This is a genomic window from Pseudarthrobacter sp. NIBRBAC000502772 (assembly GCF_006517235.1).
Taxonomy (GTDB): domain Bacteria; phylum Actinomycetota; class Actinomycetes; order Actinomycetales; family Micrococcaceae; genus Arthrobacter.
The window spans coordinates 3995261-4013080 of record NZ_CP041188.1 but is presented as its reverse complement, the minus strand read 5'-3'; the positions used below and the strand labels follow the sequence as shown (position 1 = coordinate 4013080).

Sequence of the window (17820 nt, the reverse complement as noted above, 5' to 3'; positions counted from 1 at the left end):
GAGTATCTTAGGCCGACGTCGGTGTGGCGGCCGCCGCCGGCTTCCCGGTGAAGTACTCCCGCGTTGACGGCAGGAACCTGCAGACAACGGCCAGGACAACGCCCAGGGCCAGTAGCACCACGCCGCTGACAAACGCCCCGCCGACGCCGAAGATCTGGGTGTCGCCGTAGGCCGGATCCCACATCTGGACAGCGGAAATGAAGAACGCCGCCGTGAGGATCAGCGCCCCGAGCAGGGGGAGGATGCCCCGGAACCAGAGATTGCGGGCTGAGCTCCGGAGGGTGGCGCGGAAATACCAGAAGCACGCGAAGCCCGTCAGCGCGTAGTAGAAGGCGATGAACAGGCTGATGGCGCTGATGGAATCGGAGAGCAGGTTTTCGCTGAGGAAACTCATGGCCACGTAGTACACCACGGCGGCGGCGCCCATGACCTGGGTGGAGAATCCGGGGGTCTGGTTGCGGGCATGGACTTCGCCGAACTTCGGCGGCAGCGCACCGTGCACGCCCATCGACAGTGTGCCGCGGGCCGTGGGCAGGATGGTGGTCTGCGTGGACGACAGGACCGAGGCCAGCACGGCCACCACAATCAGCCAGCCCCACGGACCCAGGACCACGTCCTTCATCGCCAGGAAGACGTCGGACTGGTTCGCTTCGTTGCCCAGGCCAATGCCCTCGGTGCCAACCGTGGCGTACATCATCACCAGCAAGGCCACCGAGACGTAGATGGCCACCAGGACAAAGGCCGAAATGACGGCGCCACGCCCCGGCGTAGTGGTCGGGTTTTCGGTCTCCTCGTTCACGGCCAGGCAGGTATCCCAGCCCCAATAAATGAACAGGGCAAGCAGCGAACCGTGCACCACGGCGAAGGGGTCCGCGAAGGCACCGGCAGGGTTGAACCACTCGATGTCAAAGGCCTGGCCCTCGGGCGCACCGCCCGCGATCCGCACAATGATGGCCAGCGCAAAGATGCCCAGCGAGACATACTGCACATACGTCAGCACCCGTTGGACATGCTCGCCCAGCCGGATGCCCCGGTAGTTCACCAGGGTCATAAACACGATGAACAGCACGCCGGTGGCGGTGACCACCACCTTGTTTTCCGCCAGTGAGCCGTCGCCGATCAGCAGCCACAGATACTGGCCTGCCACCTGGGCGAGATTGGCCAGGACCACGATGCCGGCCAGGGCAACACCCCAGCCGCCCAGCCAACCCGCCCACGGGCCGAACGCCCGGCGGGACCAGGTGAACGTTGTGCCGCAGTCCGGCATGGCGCTGTTCAGCTCCCGGAAGGCGTAGGCGATGAACAGGACGGGGATGAACCCGAGGACCAGGATCAGGGGAGTGTAGTTCCCGTTGACGGCCACGATCAGGCCCAGCGTGGCGGCCAGCGAATACACGGGCGCCGTGGATGCGAGGCCCAGCATGACTGAGTCGCCGAGGTCCAGGATCCCCGCACGGAGCCCCTTGTCGGGGACGGCACCGCCGGACGGTCCGCCGGAAGCGCCGCCCGCCGTCGTCGTCTCCGCACTCATACGGTCACCGGGCTCTGGAATATTAGGGTGCTCATAGTGCGATACCTGCTTTGCTGGAGTGGGCCTGCGCTGAAAGCGGCGCCGGGGCGTCAATGGTGTTGGGCACAAAACGGCAGAAGTAGTCGGTGATGGGGCCGTCCGATTCGCGGATCCCGCAGCCCACGGACTCGCCATCCACCACCCAGAGGCCAAGGACGGGGTGGTTGCCGTCGAAGTCGGGCAACGCATGGAACTGCTGGTAGCACCAGCCCTCTCGGCCGTACCCGCCGGGCTGCTCCAGGCTGATGCCCGGCGCATGGATCTTGATATTGTCGCCTTCGCGCCCATGCAGCGGCTTGGCCACCCATTCCTTCAGGGGTCCGGGCTCGTTGAGGTAGGCCGGCAGCAGGTGGGGGTGGTCCGGGTACAGGTGCCACAGAGCAGCCAGCAAGGCCTTGTTGGAGAGCAGCATTTTCCACGCAGGCTCCACCCAACGGGGATTATGTGCGCGCTGCAGCAGCCGGTGCCCGAACGGCTCCTTCATCATCAGCTCCCAGGGATACAGCTTGAACATGGTGCTGATCATGAAGTTGTCCAGGTCCACGAAGCGGTTCAGGTTGGGATCCCAGCCGATATCGGACATATTGATGCCGATGGTGGTCCAGCCCGCCTGGCTGGCCACGTCCCGCATGTACGCGGCCGTCATCCAGTCCTCGCCGGACTCCTCAGCCTCGGAATGGGCTATGTGGAGCGTGCTCATGCCGGTGCGGTACTGCATTTTCTTCCACTGCCGGATCAGGGCCTCGTGGATGCCGTTCCACTGGTCCTTCTCCGGGAACACGTCCTGCAGCCAGAACCATTGCGCGACGGCGGCCTCGATCAGGCCGGTGGGGGTGTCGGCGTTGTACTCGAGCATCTTGGCGGGTCCGCCCTGACCGTCATAGATAAAGTCGAAGCGCCCGTAGACATCCATGTCCGCGGCCTGCAAAGACTCAGCTGCGAGCTCCAGCGCCTGCGGGCCGATGCCGATGTTCCCCATGGCGCCCGTGGCCAGGAACTTGGCTGCCTCCAGGCACATCTTGTGCATGTCCTCGGCCGTGACCTCCAGCGTCTCCACCTCGTCCATGGTGAATTCGTAGTAGGCCGCCTCGTTCCAGTATTCGATCTTCTTACCGTCGGGCATGGCGGTGGTGGAGAAGACCAGGCCCTGCTCTTCGATTTTCTGCTTCCAATCAGGCCTGGGCTCCGATAACAACCGCTTCACGCCTAGCCCCCCGTGCTTCCGCCTTTGGAGCTGCTGCCAAAGCCGCCCCTGCTGACCGTTCCGCCCTTGGTGCTGTACCCGGTGGAAGCCTTGGCGCCGCTGGGGATGGTGCTGGTGTAGCTCGGGTACGCGGACCGGTTCTGGCCCACCCCGGGAACGCTGGCGCCGCGGGAGTAGAAGTACCACGCGTAGAGTGCGCCGCTGCGTCCGGCGGAGCTGTTGCACTGCGTATCTTCCACGCGCTCGCCGGTTTCGTCATTGAAACAGACCTGGGCGTAGTCGGCCTCATCCTGGTTGCTGGCCACGACGGCGGTGATCGTGCCGGCAAGGAGGGCCGTGACTCCCAACCCCACCACAACGGTCCGCCGCTGGGAACGCTTCTTGCGCGCGGCCGCATCATGGGTCTGGCGCTCGCGGTCCCGGGCGAAGGGATCAACCGTGGGAATGGGTTCATTCAGGAGTTCAGGACGCAGCTCAGGCTTGGGTACCTGCCACGGCGGCGGCTTCGGCGCCCCCTGGTCCTTGCCTTGACCGGTGCCTTGGTCCTTGGCCTGGTCTTTGTCCGGACCGTTGCCTTGGTCCTTTTCCGGGTCCATGACGTCCCCCCTTGGTAGTCCATGCTGAATGTGGGCGCAGCTGTGCGCCGGAAGCTCAAATCCTGAGTTCAGCCTAGCCGCTGGCCCGGCCGGCTGCGAGCGGAAACCGGGGGAGAAGTCCCCACCCTGCCGCCCGGGTTCAATGTCCGCCCGGGAACCTACACTGGAGCCATGGAAACCGCATCTGTGCTTGCCGTCTGCCGCGTCCACCAGCTCCTCGCCGATGAGGGGAACGTGGGAGTCACGGCCATCGACAAGCGCCCGGTGGACGGCCCCGTCCGCGTCCACAAGCTGGGCCTGCACGGTGACGTCCAGGCCGACCGGATCAACCATGGCGGGGAGGACCAGGCCATCTACGCATACTCCCAGGACGACGCGGACTACTGGGCCGGCGAGCTCCAGCGCGACCTTCCGCCGGGCATCTTTGGCGAAAACCTTCGGGTGGCCGGCATCGAAACCACAGGCGCCGTCATCGGGGAGCGCTGGAAGATCGGGCTGGAGGTGGAGCTGGAAGTGACCTCCCCGCGAACGCCCTGCGCAACCTTCCAGCGGCGCTTTGACGAGCCCCGCTTCGTTAAGCGATTCACGGAGGCAGGGCGCGTGGGCGCCTACCTAAGGGTGATCCGCACCGGCAGCATCCAGACCGGCGACCACATCCACCGCATTTTTGTGCCCAAGCACGGAATCACCGTAGGCAAGTGGTTCAGCGAGCCTGACCTGGAGTCCATGGAGGCATTGCGGGATGCCGATGCCGACCGCGAGATCCGCCTGCAGCAGCCCGAATACGAGGAAAAGTTCCAGCGGCTGCAGCGGCAGTTGGCCCCGTAGCGGCCCGTTGGAGTGGCTGGTAGGGGAGCCATGTGCGCAAGCTCACCGCCGCCGTCGAACGTTCAATTAGCCGCAAAGCGGATCCGTACCCTACACTAGAAATATCCCCCACTCCGGAAATCCCTTATTCCTGCCCAATTTTTGAGGCAGGACTGGCAAGTGTTGGGGCCCGCTAATGTGATGCGGGCATTTTCATAGGGAGAGCCGGCTAAAGAAAACGCTGTACAGACTGCTGAGATAGCAGCCAAGAGATGCAGCGGGAAGTCCTGCCACGGGATTGCGAAAGCGCCGGACTTCTAAGTGACCGGCCGGTCAATGTATGCCCGGCACCCACGGCACATTGTACTGCGGCTCCGCTCACCTCGGGTTGTGCCGCCTGGCCCCCTATGGATGAGGAAATTTCCCTATGCCTGAAAATCAGACCAACGACGAGACAGCTATCACCGCCGAAGCAGTAACTGCCGAAACCGTCGCTGTCGAGTTCACCGAGGCCGTTGCCCCCGCAGCAGAGCCCGCCGCTACCGAAGCTGAAGCGCCCGCCGCTCCCGCTGAAGAAGCCCCCGCCAAGGTCGAAGAAGCGCCTGCCGCTCAGACCGAGGCGCCTGCTGCCAAGTTTGAAGAAGCTCCCGTAGCTAAGACCGAAGAGGCACCCGCCAAGGCTGAGGAAGCCGAAGAAGAGGGCGTCAAGTTCGCCGATCTCGGCATTGATGCCCGCGTCCTCGCTGCCCTGCAGGATGTCGGCTACGAAAAGCCTTCCCCCATCCAGGCAGCAACCATCCCGCTGCTGCTTGAAGGCCGCGACGTTGTGGGCCTCGCCCAGACCGGCACCGGTAAGACTGCAGCATTCGCAGTACCGGCCCTGTCCCGCCTGGCCGAGCTCCACGACCTCAACGGCCCGTCACGCAAGACCCAGGCCCTGGTCCTGGCTCCGACCCGCGAGCTCGCGCTCCAGGTTGCTGAGGCCTTCACCTCGTACGCCAAGCACATCGATGACTTCACCGTCCTCCCCGTCTACGGCGGCTCCGCCTACGGCCCCCAGCTCGCCGGCCTGCGCCGCGGTGCTCAGGTTGTTGTCGGTACTCCCGGCCGTGTGATCGACCACATCTCCAAGGGTTCCCTGGACCTGTCCGAGCTCCAGTACCTGGTGCTGGACGAGGCCGACGAAATGCTGCGCATGGGCTTCGCCGAAGACGTGGAGCAGATCTTCCAGCAGACCCCGTCGGACCGCCAGGTTGCACTGTTCTCGGCCACCATGCCGAGCCAGATCCGCCGCATGTCCAAGCAGTACCTGAACAACCCGGCCGAGATCTCGGTCAAGTCCAAGACCACCACCGGCGCCAACACCCGCCAGCGGTACCTGCAGGTTATGGGCCCGCACAAGCTCGACGCCCTGACCCGCATCCTCGAGGTTGAAGAGTTCGACGGCGTTATCGCCTTCGTGCGCACCAAGATGGCTACCGAGGACCTGGCTGACAAGCTGAAGTCCCGCGGCTTCCAGGCTGCCGCCATCAACGGCGACATCCCGCAGCAGCAGCGCGAACGCACTGTCGAGGCGCTGAAGGAAGGCCGCATCGATATCCTGGTGGCCACCGACGTCGCTGCCCGCGGCCTTGACGTTGAGCGCATCAGCCACGTGGTCAACTACGACATCCCGCACGACACCGAGTCCTACGTCCACCGCATCGGCCGCACCGGCCGTGCAGGCCGTTCCGGCGACGCCATCCTGTTCATGACGCCGCGGGAGAAGTACCTGCTGCGTTCCATCGAAAAGGCCACCCGCCAGCCGGTGGAGCAGATGCACCTGCCCACGGCCGAGACCGTCAACACGCTGCGCCTGGGCAAGTTCGCCGAGCGCATCACGGAAACCCTCGAGTCCGAGGACGTTGCCGCGTTCCGCGACCTCATCTCCTCCTACGAGGAAGAGCACAACGTGCCGGCCTCGGAGATCGCTGCTGCGCTGGCCGTGATGGCCCAGGGCGGTCAGCCTCTGCTCGTCAAGGAACTGGCTGCAGCTCCCGATTTCCAGAAGCGCGAGCGCTCCAAGGACGGCTTCGGCTCACGTGGCCCGACCCGTACGCTCACCGAAGGCAATGCCACCTACCGGATCGCCGTCGGACGCCGCCAGCGCGTTATGCCGGGCTCCATCGTGGGCGCCATTGCCAACGAAGGCGGCATCTCCTCGGCCAACATCGGCGGGATCGACATCCGCGCCGACCACTCCCTCGTGGAGCTCCCGGCGGACCTTAGCGCCGACCAGCTGAAGGCGCTGTCCCGCACCCGGATCGGCGGCGAGCTGATCCACCTCGAGCTGGACAACGGCCGCAAGCCCTCCGGCGACGGCGAGCGTGGCGGCTACCAGGGCAACCGTGGCGGCGGCGACCGCGGCGGTTACCAGGGCAACCGTGGCGGTGGCGACCGTGGTGGTTACTCCGGCGGCGGCGCCGGGGGCGGCGACCGTGGCGGCAACTTCAAGGGCAACGGCGGGTTCAAGAAGGAATTCCGCAAGACCGACGGCGAGCGTAGCTCCGCTGACCGCGGCGGCCGCTCCTTCAGCGACCGCAACGAGCGCAGCGTGGGCACCGACGCTGCACGCAAGCCGCGCACCGAAGGCGGCTTCAAGCCCCGCAACAAGTGGTAACCACAGCTTCCTAAAGTGAACTGGGAACGGGCCGGCTTCTTGCCGGCCCGTTCTGCTTTAAGGTTGCTGCTTAAGTTGGCTTGGTCACATCCCCTCAGGGATCCGTCTCCGGGCCGGTTCAAGGGCCGTCCGGAGGGCGCCGAACGCCCGGATTTCCGGCACTTTTGGCGCCGCGGGCGTCGTTCTGGAGCCGATTTGTTGGTGGCCAAATCTTCCGGTAGAGTATTTACTCGTTGCCCCCCTAGCTCAGTGGTAGAGCGCGTTCTTGGTAAGAACGAGGTCACCGGATCGATTCCGGTGGGGGGCTCTGGATGAGGGCCTGTGTCAAGGCGGTTTTTGACCGGCTTGGCGCAGGTTTTTCTCATTCGTGGCGGTGTAGCTCAGTTGGTTAGAGCGCACGACTCATAATCGTGAGGTCGGGAGATCGAGCCTCCCCACCGCTACAGGCTAAGCCCCCGGAATCCCCGAGATTCCGGGGGCTTTTCTGTCTTGAATGACGACTCACGTAATAGAGGCGTCTCTCAGATTCTCCGAGGGGTGGCTGTAGATGGCTGCTCCCGGAAGGGGGCTGGGCTGTCGTGGCCACGGTAGCCCCTCGGTGGCCCTCTACGGCCGCATCGTCTTGGTGTGCCGCGGATCGTACCGTCCGTCGAATTAAGGCCTTTAGATCGCCTAAAGCGCCCAGGTCGGCTGCCACCAGCTAGAACCCTCAGCCGTCTGGACCGGGCCTACAACCGCAACATGGTTGCAGTGGCCCACACCAAGCGCGGTGAGCAGTCGACGGCAGACGCTGCATCCCACTACCTGCCGCTGGTCCGGGCAGCCGCCAGCCGGGCCGTCGACACCACTGCGGATGCCTTCAAGGTCGGCATCGACGGCAAACCCTCGACAACCGGGGCGTCCCTGAGTCCACGGAAGGGGTCCGGACCCGAACGGAATGACCAGATGGTCTGTGCAGGTCGACTGAATCAGCCCGCGGCCGAAGGGTGGCCGCGGTTCCCGGAGGGCCGGCGCTGACGCTTACGCACCGCGTTGCCACACCTATCGGCTGGAAGACGGTCGCCGACCTCACCGTGGGTGACTTGGTTGGGATGTCACGCGAGACGACGCATGCGGCCACTATGAGCCGCTAAACCTTCTGTGGTGGGCATAGGTGCTCATCCTTGCGGTGTTGATCCTGACGGACCGCCAACAGGGCTCGTGGATCTATGCGGCAATTGCCTCTACGTCTACCTGGTGCAGGTGCTGCTGAGACGAAGGATGGCTTGGCGCGGGCCGGGGAAGACCCCCGTTTGCCTCGCGCCATTGCCCGGCATAGCAAGAACGGTCAGGCCGTTTGCAAGCTACAGCACGGCCCGCATCTTAGTAAGGGACAAGAGGACAGCCCTGCCATCGCCAAAAATAGGGAGCAGGAAGATGATGTGACCCATGTACCAGAATGCCAGATTAGAACCGAGCAGCCATAAGCCGGCGCCTATCACGAAGCAACCGACGGGGCCGATTAATCCGACGGCTATCACTTGGAGCGGGCTGAGACTACCACGGGGATGAACGGAGAAACGAGTCCACGACGCTGTTACATCTATTCCCTCAACAGACGGGTACCTAGTCAACAAGACAATATGTCCCGCCTCATGCAGAAGATAGGAACCACCAAAGCCAAAGACCACATGGACGGCCAACTCTGCAGACAGCCCCACCAAGATGGAATCATTAGCTGATAAGCCAAAGATTATGCCTACAACAGGAAAGAACGCTGCGACCGCAGCCCACAAGCCCACATGTAGTCCAAGTATCCTGACTGCGCGCGCCGTCGGCATATAAGCCGAGTCGCTACGAACTCGACTGTGCAATAAGCGACGCACGGTACCGACGGAGTCTGGCAACTACAAGAATAACGGCAAAAATGAAAAGGCTGCATATAAGCCAAACCGTCGCAATGCTAGTCCACGAACTTATCCCCAGCGACATGCCGATGCTGCCGCTGGGTGACGTCGTGGAGCTGAAGAAAACGCCACCAAACAGACCTTCTTTGCGAACGCCAGCTTCCGGAGTCGTCGCCATTAGTAGCAAGAGTGCACCTGCGGCAATAATCAAGGTGAGGATCGCCCCACCAAACAAAGCATTAACGCCCAAAAACAATTTACGCATAGCGCGCCTTCCGTGTTGCAGTCTGAATACCCAAAAGAGAATAGTACAAGCCCGCGGCATGGAATACGCCAATAAGTACAGCGCTAACTGTCGCCGGCAGATCAATGACTCCAAAAACCACAACCAACGTGGCAACAATAAGGAGGCAGACGAGGTAGCTCACTATCGCTGAAAAAGGGTTATCGCGGTCCTGCGGAAACAATATTCCGAGGAGATTTAGCAAGATTACACCGCTGATGCATGAACCCAACGTAAGCAGAATCTGCATTAGAGTAGTGCCAGTCAAAATGGCGACTACCACAATCGGCAGCGATACTACGACCACGCCAATAACCTGAGAACCTAGCAGCAGGAGCAGCGTTCGACCCGCCGATCCTGCGGTTCCAGGAAGGCGCCTGAGTGACCGGGTTGCAGAAAAATGATAGAGGGCTTGGGCAGTCAGGATACCAACTGAATATACAAGGTTATTAGGTGCTTGCACTAACAGTACTGCCGCAACGGCATACGTCCCCACTATTGCCAACCATGTATCCGCCCGCCGAATCCATGCCAGGACGTACCAACCAAGTTCTGTGGACGTCCATGTATGACGGAAGCTGATTCCAAAGAACTTCCGTCCCGTCGTATATGAGTCTGGGATTGTTAGCCAAGCGATAATCCCGGTCGAAATAGCTATAACGAAAAAGGCAATGACAGCCGCAAAGTCTCCGTAGGTCCTACCCAAAGTAACGAAGCTGTCGGTGAAGTGGTAGCCAGGGCGCCGCTCTAGAAAATCGACGGACATAACATTCGCGAGTGTCTGCGTTATTGCAGCGAACGTTCCCAACAACGTGGCGCATACGACCAAGCTAACAAGAGTCGCAATACGAGACAGTTTTAGGGCGTTCAGGATCCTCATAACAAGGTTGTTTATGATCAGAAGCACAGTGAAAGCACATACCGCGGGAAAAGCAATACCTTCTAGAATGAAGATTAACCCTGTAAATCCGGTCAGAATGACTACCGCGATACTAGCAGGGACGAATACGAGTCCGATGATTCCGAGAATTATAAGAGCTTCAAACGTTGTCAAGGCAGCCGACCGCTGCCGGTTCGTCAAAGGAAGCTGCCATGTGAAAGCCATCATGTCAGACGACCGACCGAAAAGGACTCGAACGAAGAGGAAGGCGAGGATGGTCCAATTGACCGTTGAAATGCTCGCTATGCGGACGAGAAACTCCAGAGTGCCTGCGTTGCCCACCACCGGCGACAGGAAGAGGAAAGCAAACAGGGTTAGAGCTGCCAGTGTGAGGATTGCAGCAGCCGCAATGCCCAGCCTGAAAAATGAATCCCGCAAGAGGCCATGTGAAAGGACACGCCGACGCATGTACGTCGTCAGCAGGCGAACAAGTAGGAGGGTATTAGACGCTTTCATGCTCACTTCCGAACAGCATCTCATCAACCCATGACTTGAGCGTTGTCCCCTCTTTTTGCAACTCCTCAATGGAAATCCGATCCAATATCAGGGCTTTCTTCATCACAACAACATCGTCGGCAAGCTCCTCGAGTATTGAAAAGTCGTGCGTGCACAGCAAGACAGCCCTGCCACGTTCTCTCATTTCAGCAAGACGCCGCGCGCAATAGCGCTGTGCGTCCAGGTCGATTCCGTTGAAGGTCTCATCGATAACCGTTAGGGGTCGATCCAGGAGGAATGCGGCTAGGAATTGCACCTTCTTCCTCATTCCGTGTGAGTAGTCTTCGATCAGGTGCTCCTCCCGTCCGTCCATGCCTAACGCTTGGAATACTGCGCTGACCTCATCAGCACTGACCTCGGACGTTCCATACATTTGCTCGACTGCCCGGTAGTACTCGCGTCCGGTGAGAAAGTCAGGAAGAAAGTCTTCGCTGGGCAGGTAAATAGCTGACTTCTTCGCATCCAACTGCTGGTGATCCTGCCCGGACAGCTGAATTCGTCCCCGCTTAAGTTGGTAGTTATCAAAAATTAAATTGATCAACGTTGATTTCCCCGAGCCATTGGGACCTACGAGTCCAACAATCTGGCCCTCGCCAACGACTAAGTCTGTTTCGAACAGGACGATCGGCCCGGATCCATACGAAAATGAAACCTTGCTAACGTCGAGTATAGTCTTCACAAATTTTGCCTTAATTCCCAAGTGAAGGGGAGCCTGCCAAGCAGACCTCCACAGGCTCCCCTAGTACCTAACTAGTTACACACACTCCATGAAGACCTCAAAGCCATTATTGAAGTAGAACCGGCCGCTGAAGCGCTTATTCTGGAAGATGACACACCACGCAGCCATGCCGAGCAGCACAGCGCCTCCGACCACAATCAAGATAGCAACTGCCACGAGATACCAGGCATCAAACCGAACAAGTGATTCGTCAAAGCGACGTTTGATGTCTGCTTCAATAACGGCTCCCCCAGGAATCATGAGCTGAAGTGCTGTTCCCATTTAGATTTTCCCCCTTATTTGAGCGAGCCGGCGGAAAGTTTATTCCCTCCTTTAACCGGCACCCCCGCATGAGCGTAGCTAGCGTCGATGAGTTAGTCAAAACGATGGAGTAATGGTTTACTGAACGACATAGAGGGCTTTCCCTAGTTTCAAGTCCATCAGGAATCCCGCCGCGCGGACGGTTGCACAGCTCCCGGCATTCGCCGAACAAGCTGCAAATGGTGGACGCAGCCCACGACGTGTACAGACTTCTGATCCTTTCGCCGGCACAACAGGCCTCAGGCGGTCGGAAATCTCTGGCCTCTATCCCGATGCTCTGACATTCGGTGAGAGGCCGCAGGTCATCGTCCTGACAACGTTGGTACCCGTAGACGGGCGTCTACAATTCAGGGACGCGACCATGTCCCGGAGGTCGCGAACAGTTCCGATCCCAAAAACCCCGCAGGACCGTGTGTTTGCGGCGGCGCGAGGCCGTGACAAGTGCTCCTTTTCGCCGTAGCTTTGCTGCACGTGGCGATGGGGGATTGTTGTGGACTTCTTCGGAACCATCATGGGTCCGTTCAATTGGCTTGTATCCGCCGTCATGGTCGGAATCCATGACGTCCTGAGCAGCATGGGGATGCCTGCGGCCAGCGGCTGGACGTGGACTGTGTCCATCATCGGCCTGGTGCTGATCATCCGTGCCGCCCTGATTCCGGTGTTCCTGCAGCAGGTCAAGGCCCAGCGCCGGATGCGGCTCCTGCAGCCGGACCTGAAGAGGCTGCAGGAAAAGTACAAGGGCAAGACCGATCAGCTGTCCCGGCAGGCCATGGCACAGGAACAGATGGCCCTCTACAAGGAACACGGGACCAATCCGCTGTCCGCCTGCCTGCCGATGCTCATCCAGGTGCCGTTCTTCTTCGCGCTCTTCCAAGTACTCTCCGGCATCCCAGCCGCAGCCAGGGAAGCCCACGGCATCGGAGCGATGACCCACGAACAGGCTGTGCAGTTCGACGACTCAAGCATTTTCGGCGCCCCGCTGTCAGCGTCCGTGCTGCACGGCAGTGGTGGCGACCCAGCGGCGGTCCTGGTACTGACTATCGTTATGATCCTGGCCATGACGGCCGCGCAGTTCATCACGCAACGACGGATCGTGGCCCGGACCGTGCCTGACGATGCCGCAGACAATCCGCTCGCGCGCCAGCAGAAGGTGATCATGTACATCTTGCCGTTCGTCTTCGGTGTGGGCGGCGTACTCTTCCCAATCGGCGTCCTGATCTACTGGACCACCACCAACCTCTGGACCATGGCGCAGCAGTTCACCATCAAATGAAGGGTGCGCCTATCCACCGGCGGGCGACGGCGGCACAATGGGCGGATGGGCCAGCTCATCTACTCAGGCATCATGTCCCTGGACGGCTACGTCGCGGACCGCAACGGCAACTTCAGCTGGAGCGAGCCGGACGAGGAAGTCCATACGTTCGTCAATGATCTCGAACGCGATGTGGGCACCTACCTTTTCGGCCGCCGCATGTACCAGGTCATGGCTGCGTGGGAAACCTTCGATACCCCCGATCAGCCGGACTACATCCGGGACTTCGCGCGGATCTGGCAAGAGGCAGACAAAGTTGTCTACTCCACCACCCTCACCGCCGCATCCACGGCCAAAACCAGGATCGAGCGGACCTTTGTTCCCGACGCCGTCCGGGACCTCAGGAACGCCACGGACGCGCACATCAGCATCAGCGGCCCCACGCTGGCCGCTGCCGCGCTCCGGGCCGGGCTGGTGGAGGAATGCCGCGTGTTCCTCAATCCGGTGGCCGTGGGAGGAGGCCTTCGCTTCCTGCCGGACGGGCAGGGCCTGCGGCTGGAACTCCTCGAAGAGCACACCTTTGGAAACGGCGTGGTCTACCTCCGCTACCGCACACAGGCATAAGGGGCAGAATGGGGGCATGACCAGCATCGTTATCATTGGCGGCCACGGCAAAGTGGCCCTCCACCTGTCCACGCTTCTTACAACCGAAGGTCACAGGGTCACGTCGATCATCCGCAACCCGGACCATGCCGCAGACGTCGCGGCTACCGGCGCTACGCCGTCGGTCCTGGACGTTGAAAATTCGACGACGGCCGCAATCGCCGACGCCCTCAGGGGCCATGACGCCGTGGTCTGGTCCGCCGGGGCCGGGGGAGGAAGCCCGGAACGCACCTATGCGGTGGACCGTGACGCGGCCATCCGGTCGATGGACGCGGCGGCGGAGGCCGGCGTCGGGCGTTATGTGATGGTGTCCTACCTGGGCGCGGGGCCGGACCATGGCGTTCCGGCCGAGAACAGCTTCTTTGCCTACGCGGACGCCAAAGCAGCGGCGGATGAGTACCTGCGCGGCACCTCACTGGCCTGGACCATCCTGGGTCCGGGGACGCTGACGGACCAGCCGGGAACAGGACTCATCGAAGTGGACCCCGGAACGGACGGCAGCCGGGCAACCTCCCGCAGCAACACGGCCAGTGTGGCCGCCGCGGTGCTTGACCTGCCCGAAACGGCGGGGCGGACCATCGAATTCCGTGACGGCACACTCCCGATTGCCGCCGCGCTGGAGCCGCAGCCGTAGCCGAGAGGGACCGGCCGCGACGCTGGAATAACACAGCGCGAAGGGACGGCTGAGGCCCCTGGAACCGATGCGGCTCCGGGCCTCAAATGTCCCTTCGCGCCGTTGGAGCACGAAGCCTACTCCGGAACCGCGAGCTCCAGGTCCAGGGTGTTCTTTTCCACGTAGTCGAGGGCGCACCGCACGGCTCCCACGGTCACGATTGAATCCCCCAAGGGCGAGACCGCCACCCGCGGGGGAGTGGCGGTGTACTTGGTCAGGTGCCTGGCGATCGGCTCGAGCAGCACGCCGGCGGAGTTCGCCACGGCCCCGCCAATGACCACGAGTTCGGGGTTGATCATGGTGGCGACGGCCCCGATGATCCGGGCCATCCTGTCGGCCAGCCGTTCAAGGATCTTCAGCGCCACGGCGTCGCCGTCCGCGGCGGCCGCGAAGACGTGCTCTGCTTCCGCGCCTTTGGCGGCGTGATCCCGGAGCGACGTCTTGGCCTTGCCCGCAAGCGCCTCTGCGGCCCATCTCCTGGCCAGGGACGCTATTCCGTAGGTGTCTCCCACTCCCTCCAGCCTGTCGAGGAAGGCAAGCTCGCCGGCGCCTCCGCCGCGGCCGTGCAGCAGCCGTCCGCCGTCGATCACGCCCGACCCGAGGCGCTCACTCGCGAGGATGACCACGACGTCGTCCACGCCGGCAGCGGCGCCCCGCCAGCGGTCGCCCAGGGCGGCCAGGTTCGCATCGTTTTCCAGCAGCAGCGCCCAGCCCCGCCGGTCCCGCAGGGCGGCCTTCAGGCCGACGTCGAACAGTCCCCAGAAGTGCTGCGTCACCAGCACCTCGCCGTTACGGTCCACCGGCGCCGCAATGCCGGCGCAGACCGCCAGAACGGAATCGGGGGAGGCTCCCACGCTGTGGAGGGCCATCATGGCGGTGCGGTCAATGACGGCGATGCGTTCCTCGGCCGGGATGTCTGCTTCCGCGAAGGGCTGGCTGGACCTGCCGAGGGCCTTTCCGCGAAGGTCGGACACCACCACGGTGGCCTTGGAGACACCCACGTCCATGCCCAGAACGTAGCCTGCGCGTTCGTTGAGTTCGAACCGCCGTGCCGGCCGGCCTTTCTGGTAGCCGCCGAAGGCCCGCTGGTTTTCCAGCTCCCGGATCCAGCCTCGGTGCATGAGGTCCTCGCACACGGAGATGGCCGTGGCCCGGGTCAGTCCGGTGGCTTCCATAACGTCGGTGACCGTTACGGCCTGCGACGCGCGCAGAAAATCCAGGACGGCTCCGGCACTCACGCGCCTGAGCAACTGGGGCGTTGCGACGGAAATTTCGGACATGGTGTTGACCCCCTGTGTTCTGCACCACATAATACTTGAGAAACTAAATTTAGATTCCAAATAAACAATGCTTGGCCAGGTGGGCCGGACGGCCGCCGAGCCACCGGTCTTCAAAATCCTTCATTCAGCCTTTGCAAAGGAGCAACAGTGAACCGCATCCCGAAGCACTGCCCGCCTTCACCACAGTCCTCTCCCTGCCGTCCGTCGGCTCCCGCCCTGTGAGCGGCACCGTGCCCGCAACACTGGCCAGCAGGCGCTCGCTGTTCCGGGCGGCCGGCCTGGCCGGAGCAGCCGCCTTCCTTCCCCTCACCGGCTGCGCCGCCGGCGCAGGGCAGCAGGCCGGCGTCACCACCCTGCGGTTTATGCAGAACAAGCCCGAGGTGGTGGGCTACTTCAACCAGGTGATCAAGGACTTCGAAGCCCTGAACCCGGATCTCCGGGTCATCCAGGACTTCAATGAGGGCAACTTCGTCCCCGGCCTGGTCCGCAACGATCCGCCCGACGTCGTGACCCGGGGATTCGCGACCGAAACGGCTGAGTTCGTCCGGAAGGGAATCTTCGCAGACCTGTCCGGCCTTCCCGTGGCCAAGACTGTCGATCCGAAGTTCCAGGACCTCATCAGTTCGTGGGGACAATACAAGGGGAACGAAACCAGCGCCCTGCCGTTCTCCATTGCTGCGGCCGGGGTCATCTACAACCGGGACATCTTCGCAGCCCACGGTGTGGCTGTTCCAACCACGTGGGACGCCTTCATCGCCGCGTGTGAGACCTTCAAGGCAGCAGGCATCACGCCGATCTACGGGACGTTCAAGGACGCCTGGACCCTCCGCCAGGGTGCCTTCGACTACGTCACCGGCGGAATGCTGGACGTCGGGGGATTCTTCCGGGACCTGATGGCCAAGGGGGCCAACATCCCGCAGTCCGCCCCCGAGTCATTCAGCAATCACTACCGCTCCTCGCTGCCAAAAATCCTGCAGCTTGCGTCCTACTCACAGAACGGGGCGGCCAGTAAGAACTACTCTGACGGAAATGCCGCCTTCGGCAAGGGCCAGGCCGCCATGTATCTGCAGGGGCCGTGGGCGCTCTCCCAGCTGGTTCAGGCCAACAAGGACATCAAGCTGGGCACCTTTCCGCTGCCGGTTACCAACGACCCGGACCAGACCAAGGTGCGCGTCAACGTGGACATGGCCCTCTCCATCACCCGGAACACGCGGAAAAGGGCCGCTGCGGAGAGGTTCCTCAACTACCTGCTGGAACCGTCCGTGGTCAACAGGTACAACGAGAAGAACGCGGCGTTCTCTCCGCTGGTAGGCGCCCCTGCCGTGAGCAACCCCCATCTCCGCGGTGTTGCCGCCCACGTGGCCGAAGGCCGCTACTACCAGGGCGCCGGAACGTACTTCCCGCCGTCGGTCCCCATGAACAACTACATCCAGTCCTTCGTCTTCAACAAGAACGGTGAACAGTTCCTGACCACGGTCGACGACGAATGGCGCCGCGTCGCCGAGCGGACAGCGGTCTGATGCCCACTACGATTCCAGGAGCCCCCATGACCGCAACTGCCCTGCCGGCCGAGACAGCCACGGCCGCGCACAACGAGCCCGCCCGTGCGCCCGCCATCCGGTCCAAGCGCCGGATCGACCCCACGTACTACTGGATGGTGGTGCCGGTCCTCGCACTTTTCGCCTTCTTCATCACCCTGCCAGCGCTGGTTGGTGTGTTCTTCAGCCTTACCAACTACGCAGGCTACGGTGACTGGAAGTTCATCGGCCTGTCCAACTACGTCAACATCTTCAAGGACCCTGCAATCCTGCAGTCCTACATCTTCACGTTCGTCTTTGCCCTGACCACCACCGTGGTGGTCAATATCGTGGCCCTGGCGATCGCCCTTGGGCTGAATGCGAAAATCAAGTGGCGAACCGGCATCCGCACCGTGTTCTTCATCCCCATGGTGCTCTCAGCCCTGGTGGTGTCGTTTGTCTTCAACTACCTGTTCTCCAACACCCTGCCGGTGCTCGCTGAACGGTTCGGCTTAACGCCGCTTGCCACCAGCATCCTGGCCAACGAAAACCTCGCCTGGCTGGCCATTGTGCTTGTCACCGTATGGCAGGCCGCGCCCGGAGCCACCATCATCTTCCTCGCCGGGCTCCAGAGCGTCCCGGCGGAGGTCTACGAAGCCGCGGACCTGGATGGTGCCGGCAGCTTCCGCCAGTTCCTGAGCCTCACACTGCCCCTCATCCTCGGGTACCTGGTCATCAATGTGATCCTCGGGTTCAAGGGATTCCTGGGGACCTACGAGATCATCGTGGGCCTCACCGGCGGCGGACCCGGCATGGCAACCCAGTCAGTGGCCATGCGCATCTTCTCCGGCTTCACGGGTGGCGACTATTCCTACCAGATGGCCAATGCGGTCATCTACTTCCTGATCACTTTGCTGATCTCCGTCATCCAGCTGCGCCTCATCCAGCGCCGGGGG

At 62.2% G+C, this 17820-nt stretch carries 15 protein-coding genes, 2 tRNA genes and 1 pseudogene; 10 read left to right on the top strand and 8 right to left on the bottom strand.

The window, feature by feature from the left end:
* Positions 1 to 7: 7 nt before the first annotated feature.
* From NIBR502772_RS18610 to NIBR502772_RS18600, 3 genes are read right to left on the bottom strand one after another with little or no spacing between them, the layout of a single operon-like run.
* Positions 8 to 1531: an APC family permease gene (locus NIBR502772_RS18610; RefSeq protein WP_141141271.1), complete on the bottom strand. Its 1524-nt coding sequence runs from the start codon at positions 1529 to 1531 to the stop codon at positions 8 to 10.
* Positions 1532 to 1562: 31 nt separating this feature from the next.
* Positions 1563 to 2774, bottom strand: coding sequence for a glutathionylspermidine synthase family protein (locus tag NIBR502772_RS18605; RefSeq protein ID WP_141141270.1), 1212 nt, complete (start codon positions 2772 to 2774; stop codon positions 1563 to 1565).
* Positions 2775 to 2776: 2 nt separating this feature from the next.
* A complete protein-coding gene (locus NIBR502772_RS18600; protein WP_141141269.1) occupies positions 2777 to 3370 on the bottom strand; it encodes a Tat pathway signal protein in 594 nt (197 codons plus the stop codon).
* Positions 3371 to 3541: 171 nt separating this feature from the next.
* On the opposite strand from NIBR502772_RS18600, the gene NIBR502772_RS18595 reads away from it, so the two are divergent.
* The 5 genes from NIBR502772_RS18595 (at position 3542) to NIBR502772_RS18575 (ending at position 7853) form a co-directional block, all read left to right on the top strand.
* A complete protein-coding gene (locus NIBR502772_RS18595) occupies positions 3542 to 4198 on the top strand; it encodes an MOSC domain-containing protein (protein WP_141141268.1) in 657 nt (218 codons plus the stop codon).
* 406 nt (positions 4199 to 4604) lie between these two features.
* Positions 4605 to 6836, top strand: a complete 2232-nt coding sequence (locus NIBR502772_RS18590; protein WP_141141267.1) for a DEAD/DEAH box helicase — start codon at positions 4605 to 4607, stop codon at positions 6834 to 6836.
* A 235-nt stretch (positions 6837 to 7071) separates the two neighbouring features.
* A tRNA-Thr gene (locus NIBR502772_RS18585) sits at positions 7072 to 7143 on the top strand.
* 62 nt (positions 7144 to 7205) lie between these two features.
* Positions 7206 to 7279, top strand: a tRNA-Met gene (locus NIBR502772_RS18580).
* Between the two features lie 307 nt (positions 7280 to 7586).
* Positions 7587 to 7853 carry a hypothetical protein gene (locus NIBR502772_RS18575; RefSeq protein WP_168223572.1) on the top strand — a complete coding sequence of 89 codons (267 nt, stop codon included), beginning with the start codon at positions 7587 to 7589 and terminating at the stop codon, positions 7851 to 7853.
* An 816-nt stretch (positions 7854 to 8669) separates the two neighbouring features.
* Here the strand turns inward: NIBR502772_RS18575 and NIBR502772_RS18570 are convergent.
* The 4 genes from NIBR502772_RS18570 to NIBR502772_RS18555 form a co-directional block, all read right to left on the bottom strand.
* Positions 8670 to 8987 (bottom strand): hypothetical protein, encoded by a 318-nt coding sequence (locus NIBR502772_RS18570; RefSeq protein ID WP_141141265.1) that lies wholly within the window; start codon positions 8985 to 8987, stop codon positions 8670 to 8672.
* Positions 8980 to 10401, bottom strand: coding sequence for a hypothetical protein (locus NIBR502772_RS18565; RefSeq protein WP_141141264.1), 1422 nt, complete (start codon positions 10399 to 10401; stop codon positions 8980 to 8982). Before NIBR502772_RS18565 ends, NIBR502772_RS18570 begins: the two co-directional genes overlap by 8 nt.
* Complete coding sequence (locus tag NIBR502772_RS18560; RefSeq protein WP_168223571.1) at positions 10388 to 11119, bottom strand: ABC transporter ATP-binding protein; 732 nt, start codon at positions 11117 to 11119, stop codon at positions 10388 to 10390. The genes NIBR502772_RS18565 and NIBR502772_RS18560 overlap by 14 nt, the downstream gene beginning before the upstream one ends.
* A gap of 75 nt (positions 11120 to 11194) precedes the next feature.
* Positions 11195 to 11440: a hypothetical protein gene (locus NIBR502772_RS18555; protein WP_141141262.1), complete on the bottom strand. Its 246-nt coding sequence runs from the start codon at positions 11438 to 11440 to the stop codon at positions 11195 to 11197.
* Positions 11441 to 11969: 529 nt separating this feature from the next.
* Here NIBR502772_RS18555 and yidC point away from each other — a divergent pair.
* From yidC to NIBR502772_RS18540, 3 genes are read left to right on the top strand one after another with little or no spacing between them, the layout of a single operon-like run.
* Positions 11970 to 12752, top strand: a complete 783-nt coding sequence (yidC, locus tag NIBR502772_RS18550; protein WP_141141261.1) for a membrane protein insertase YidC — start codon at positions 11970 to 11972, stop codon at positions 12750 to 12752.
* Positions 12753 to 12797: 45 nt separating this feature from the next.
* Positions 12798 to 13355, top strand: coding sequence for a dihydrofolate reductase family protein (locus NIBR502772_RS18545; protein WP_141141260.1), 558 nt, complete (start codon positions 12798 to 12800; stop codon positions 13353 to 13355).
* A gap of 16 nt (positions 13356 to 13371) precedes the next feature.
* Positions 13372 to 14028, top strand: a complete 657-nt coding sequence (locus NIBR502772_RS18540) for an SDR family oxidoreductase (RefSeq protein WP_141141259.1) — start codon at positions 13372 to 13374, stop codon at positions 14026 to 14028.
* Between the two features lie 116 nt (positions 14029 to 14144).
* On the opposite strand, the gene NIBR502772_RS18535 is transcribed toward NIBR502772_RS18540, so the two are convergent.
* Complete coding sequence (locus NIBR502772_RS18535; RefSeq protein ID WP_141141258.1) at positions 14145 to 15347, bottom strand: ROK family protein; 1203 nt, start codon at positions 15345 to 15347, stop codon at positions 14145 to 14147.
* Positions 15348 to 15478: 131 nt separating this feature from the next.
* Here NIBR502772_RS18535 and NIBR502772_RS18530 point away from each other — a divergent pair, with 131 nt between their 5' ends.
* Complete coding sequence (locus NIBR502772_RS18530) at positions 15479 to 16867, top strand: ABC transporter substrate-binding protein (RefSeq protein WP_246848582.1); 1389 nt, start codon at positions 15479 to 15481, stop codon at positions 16865 to 16867.
* Between the two features lie 26 nt (positions 16868 to 16893).
* Positions 16894 to 17820: pseudogene (locus NIBR502772_RS18525) on the top strand (carbohydrate ABC transporter permease); the annotation flags it as partial.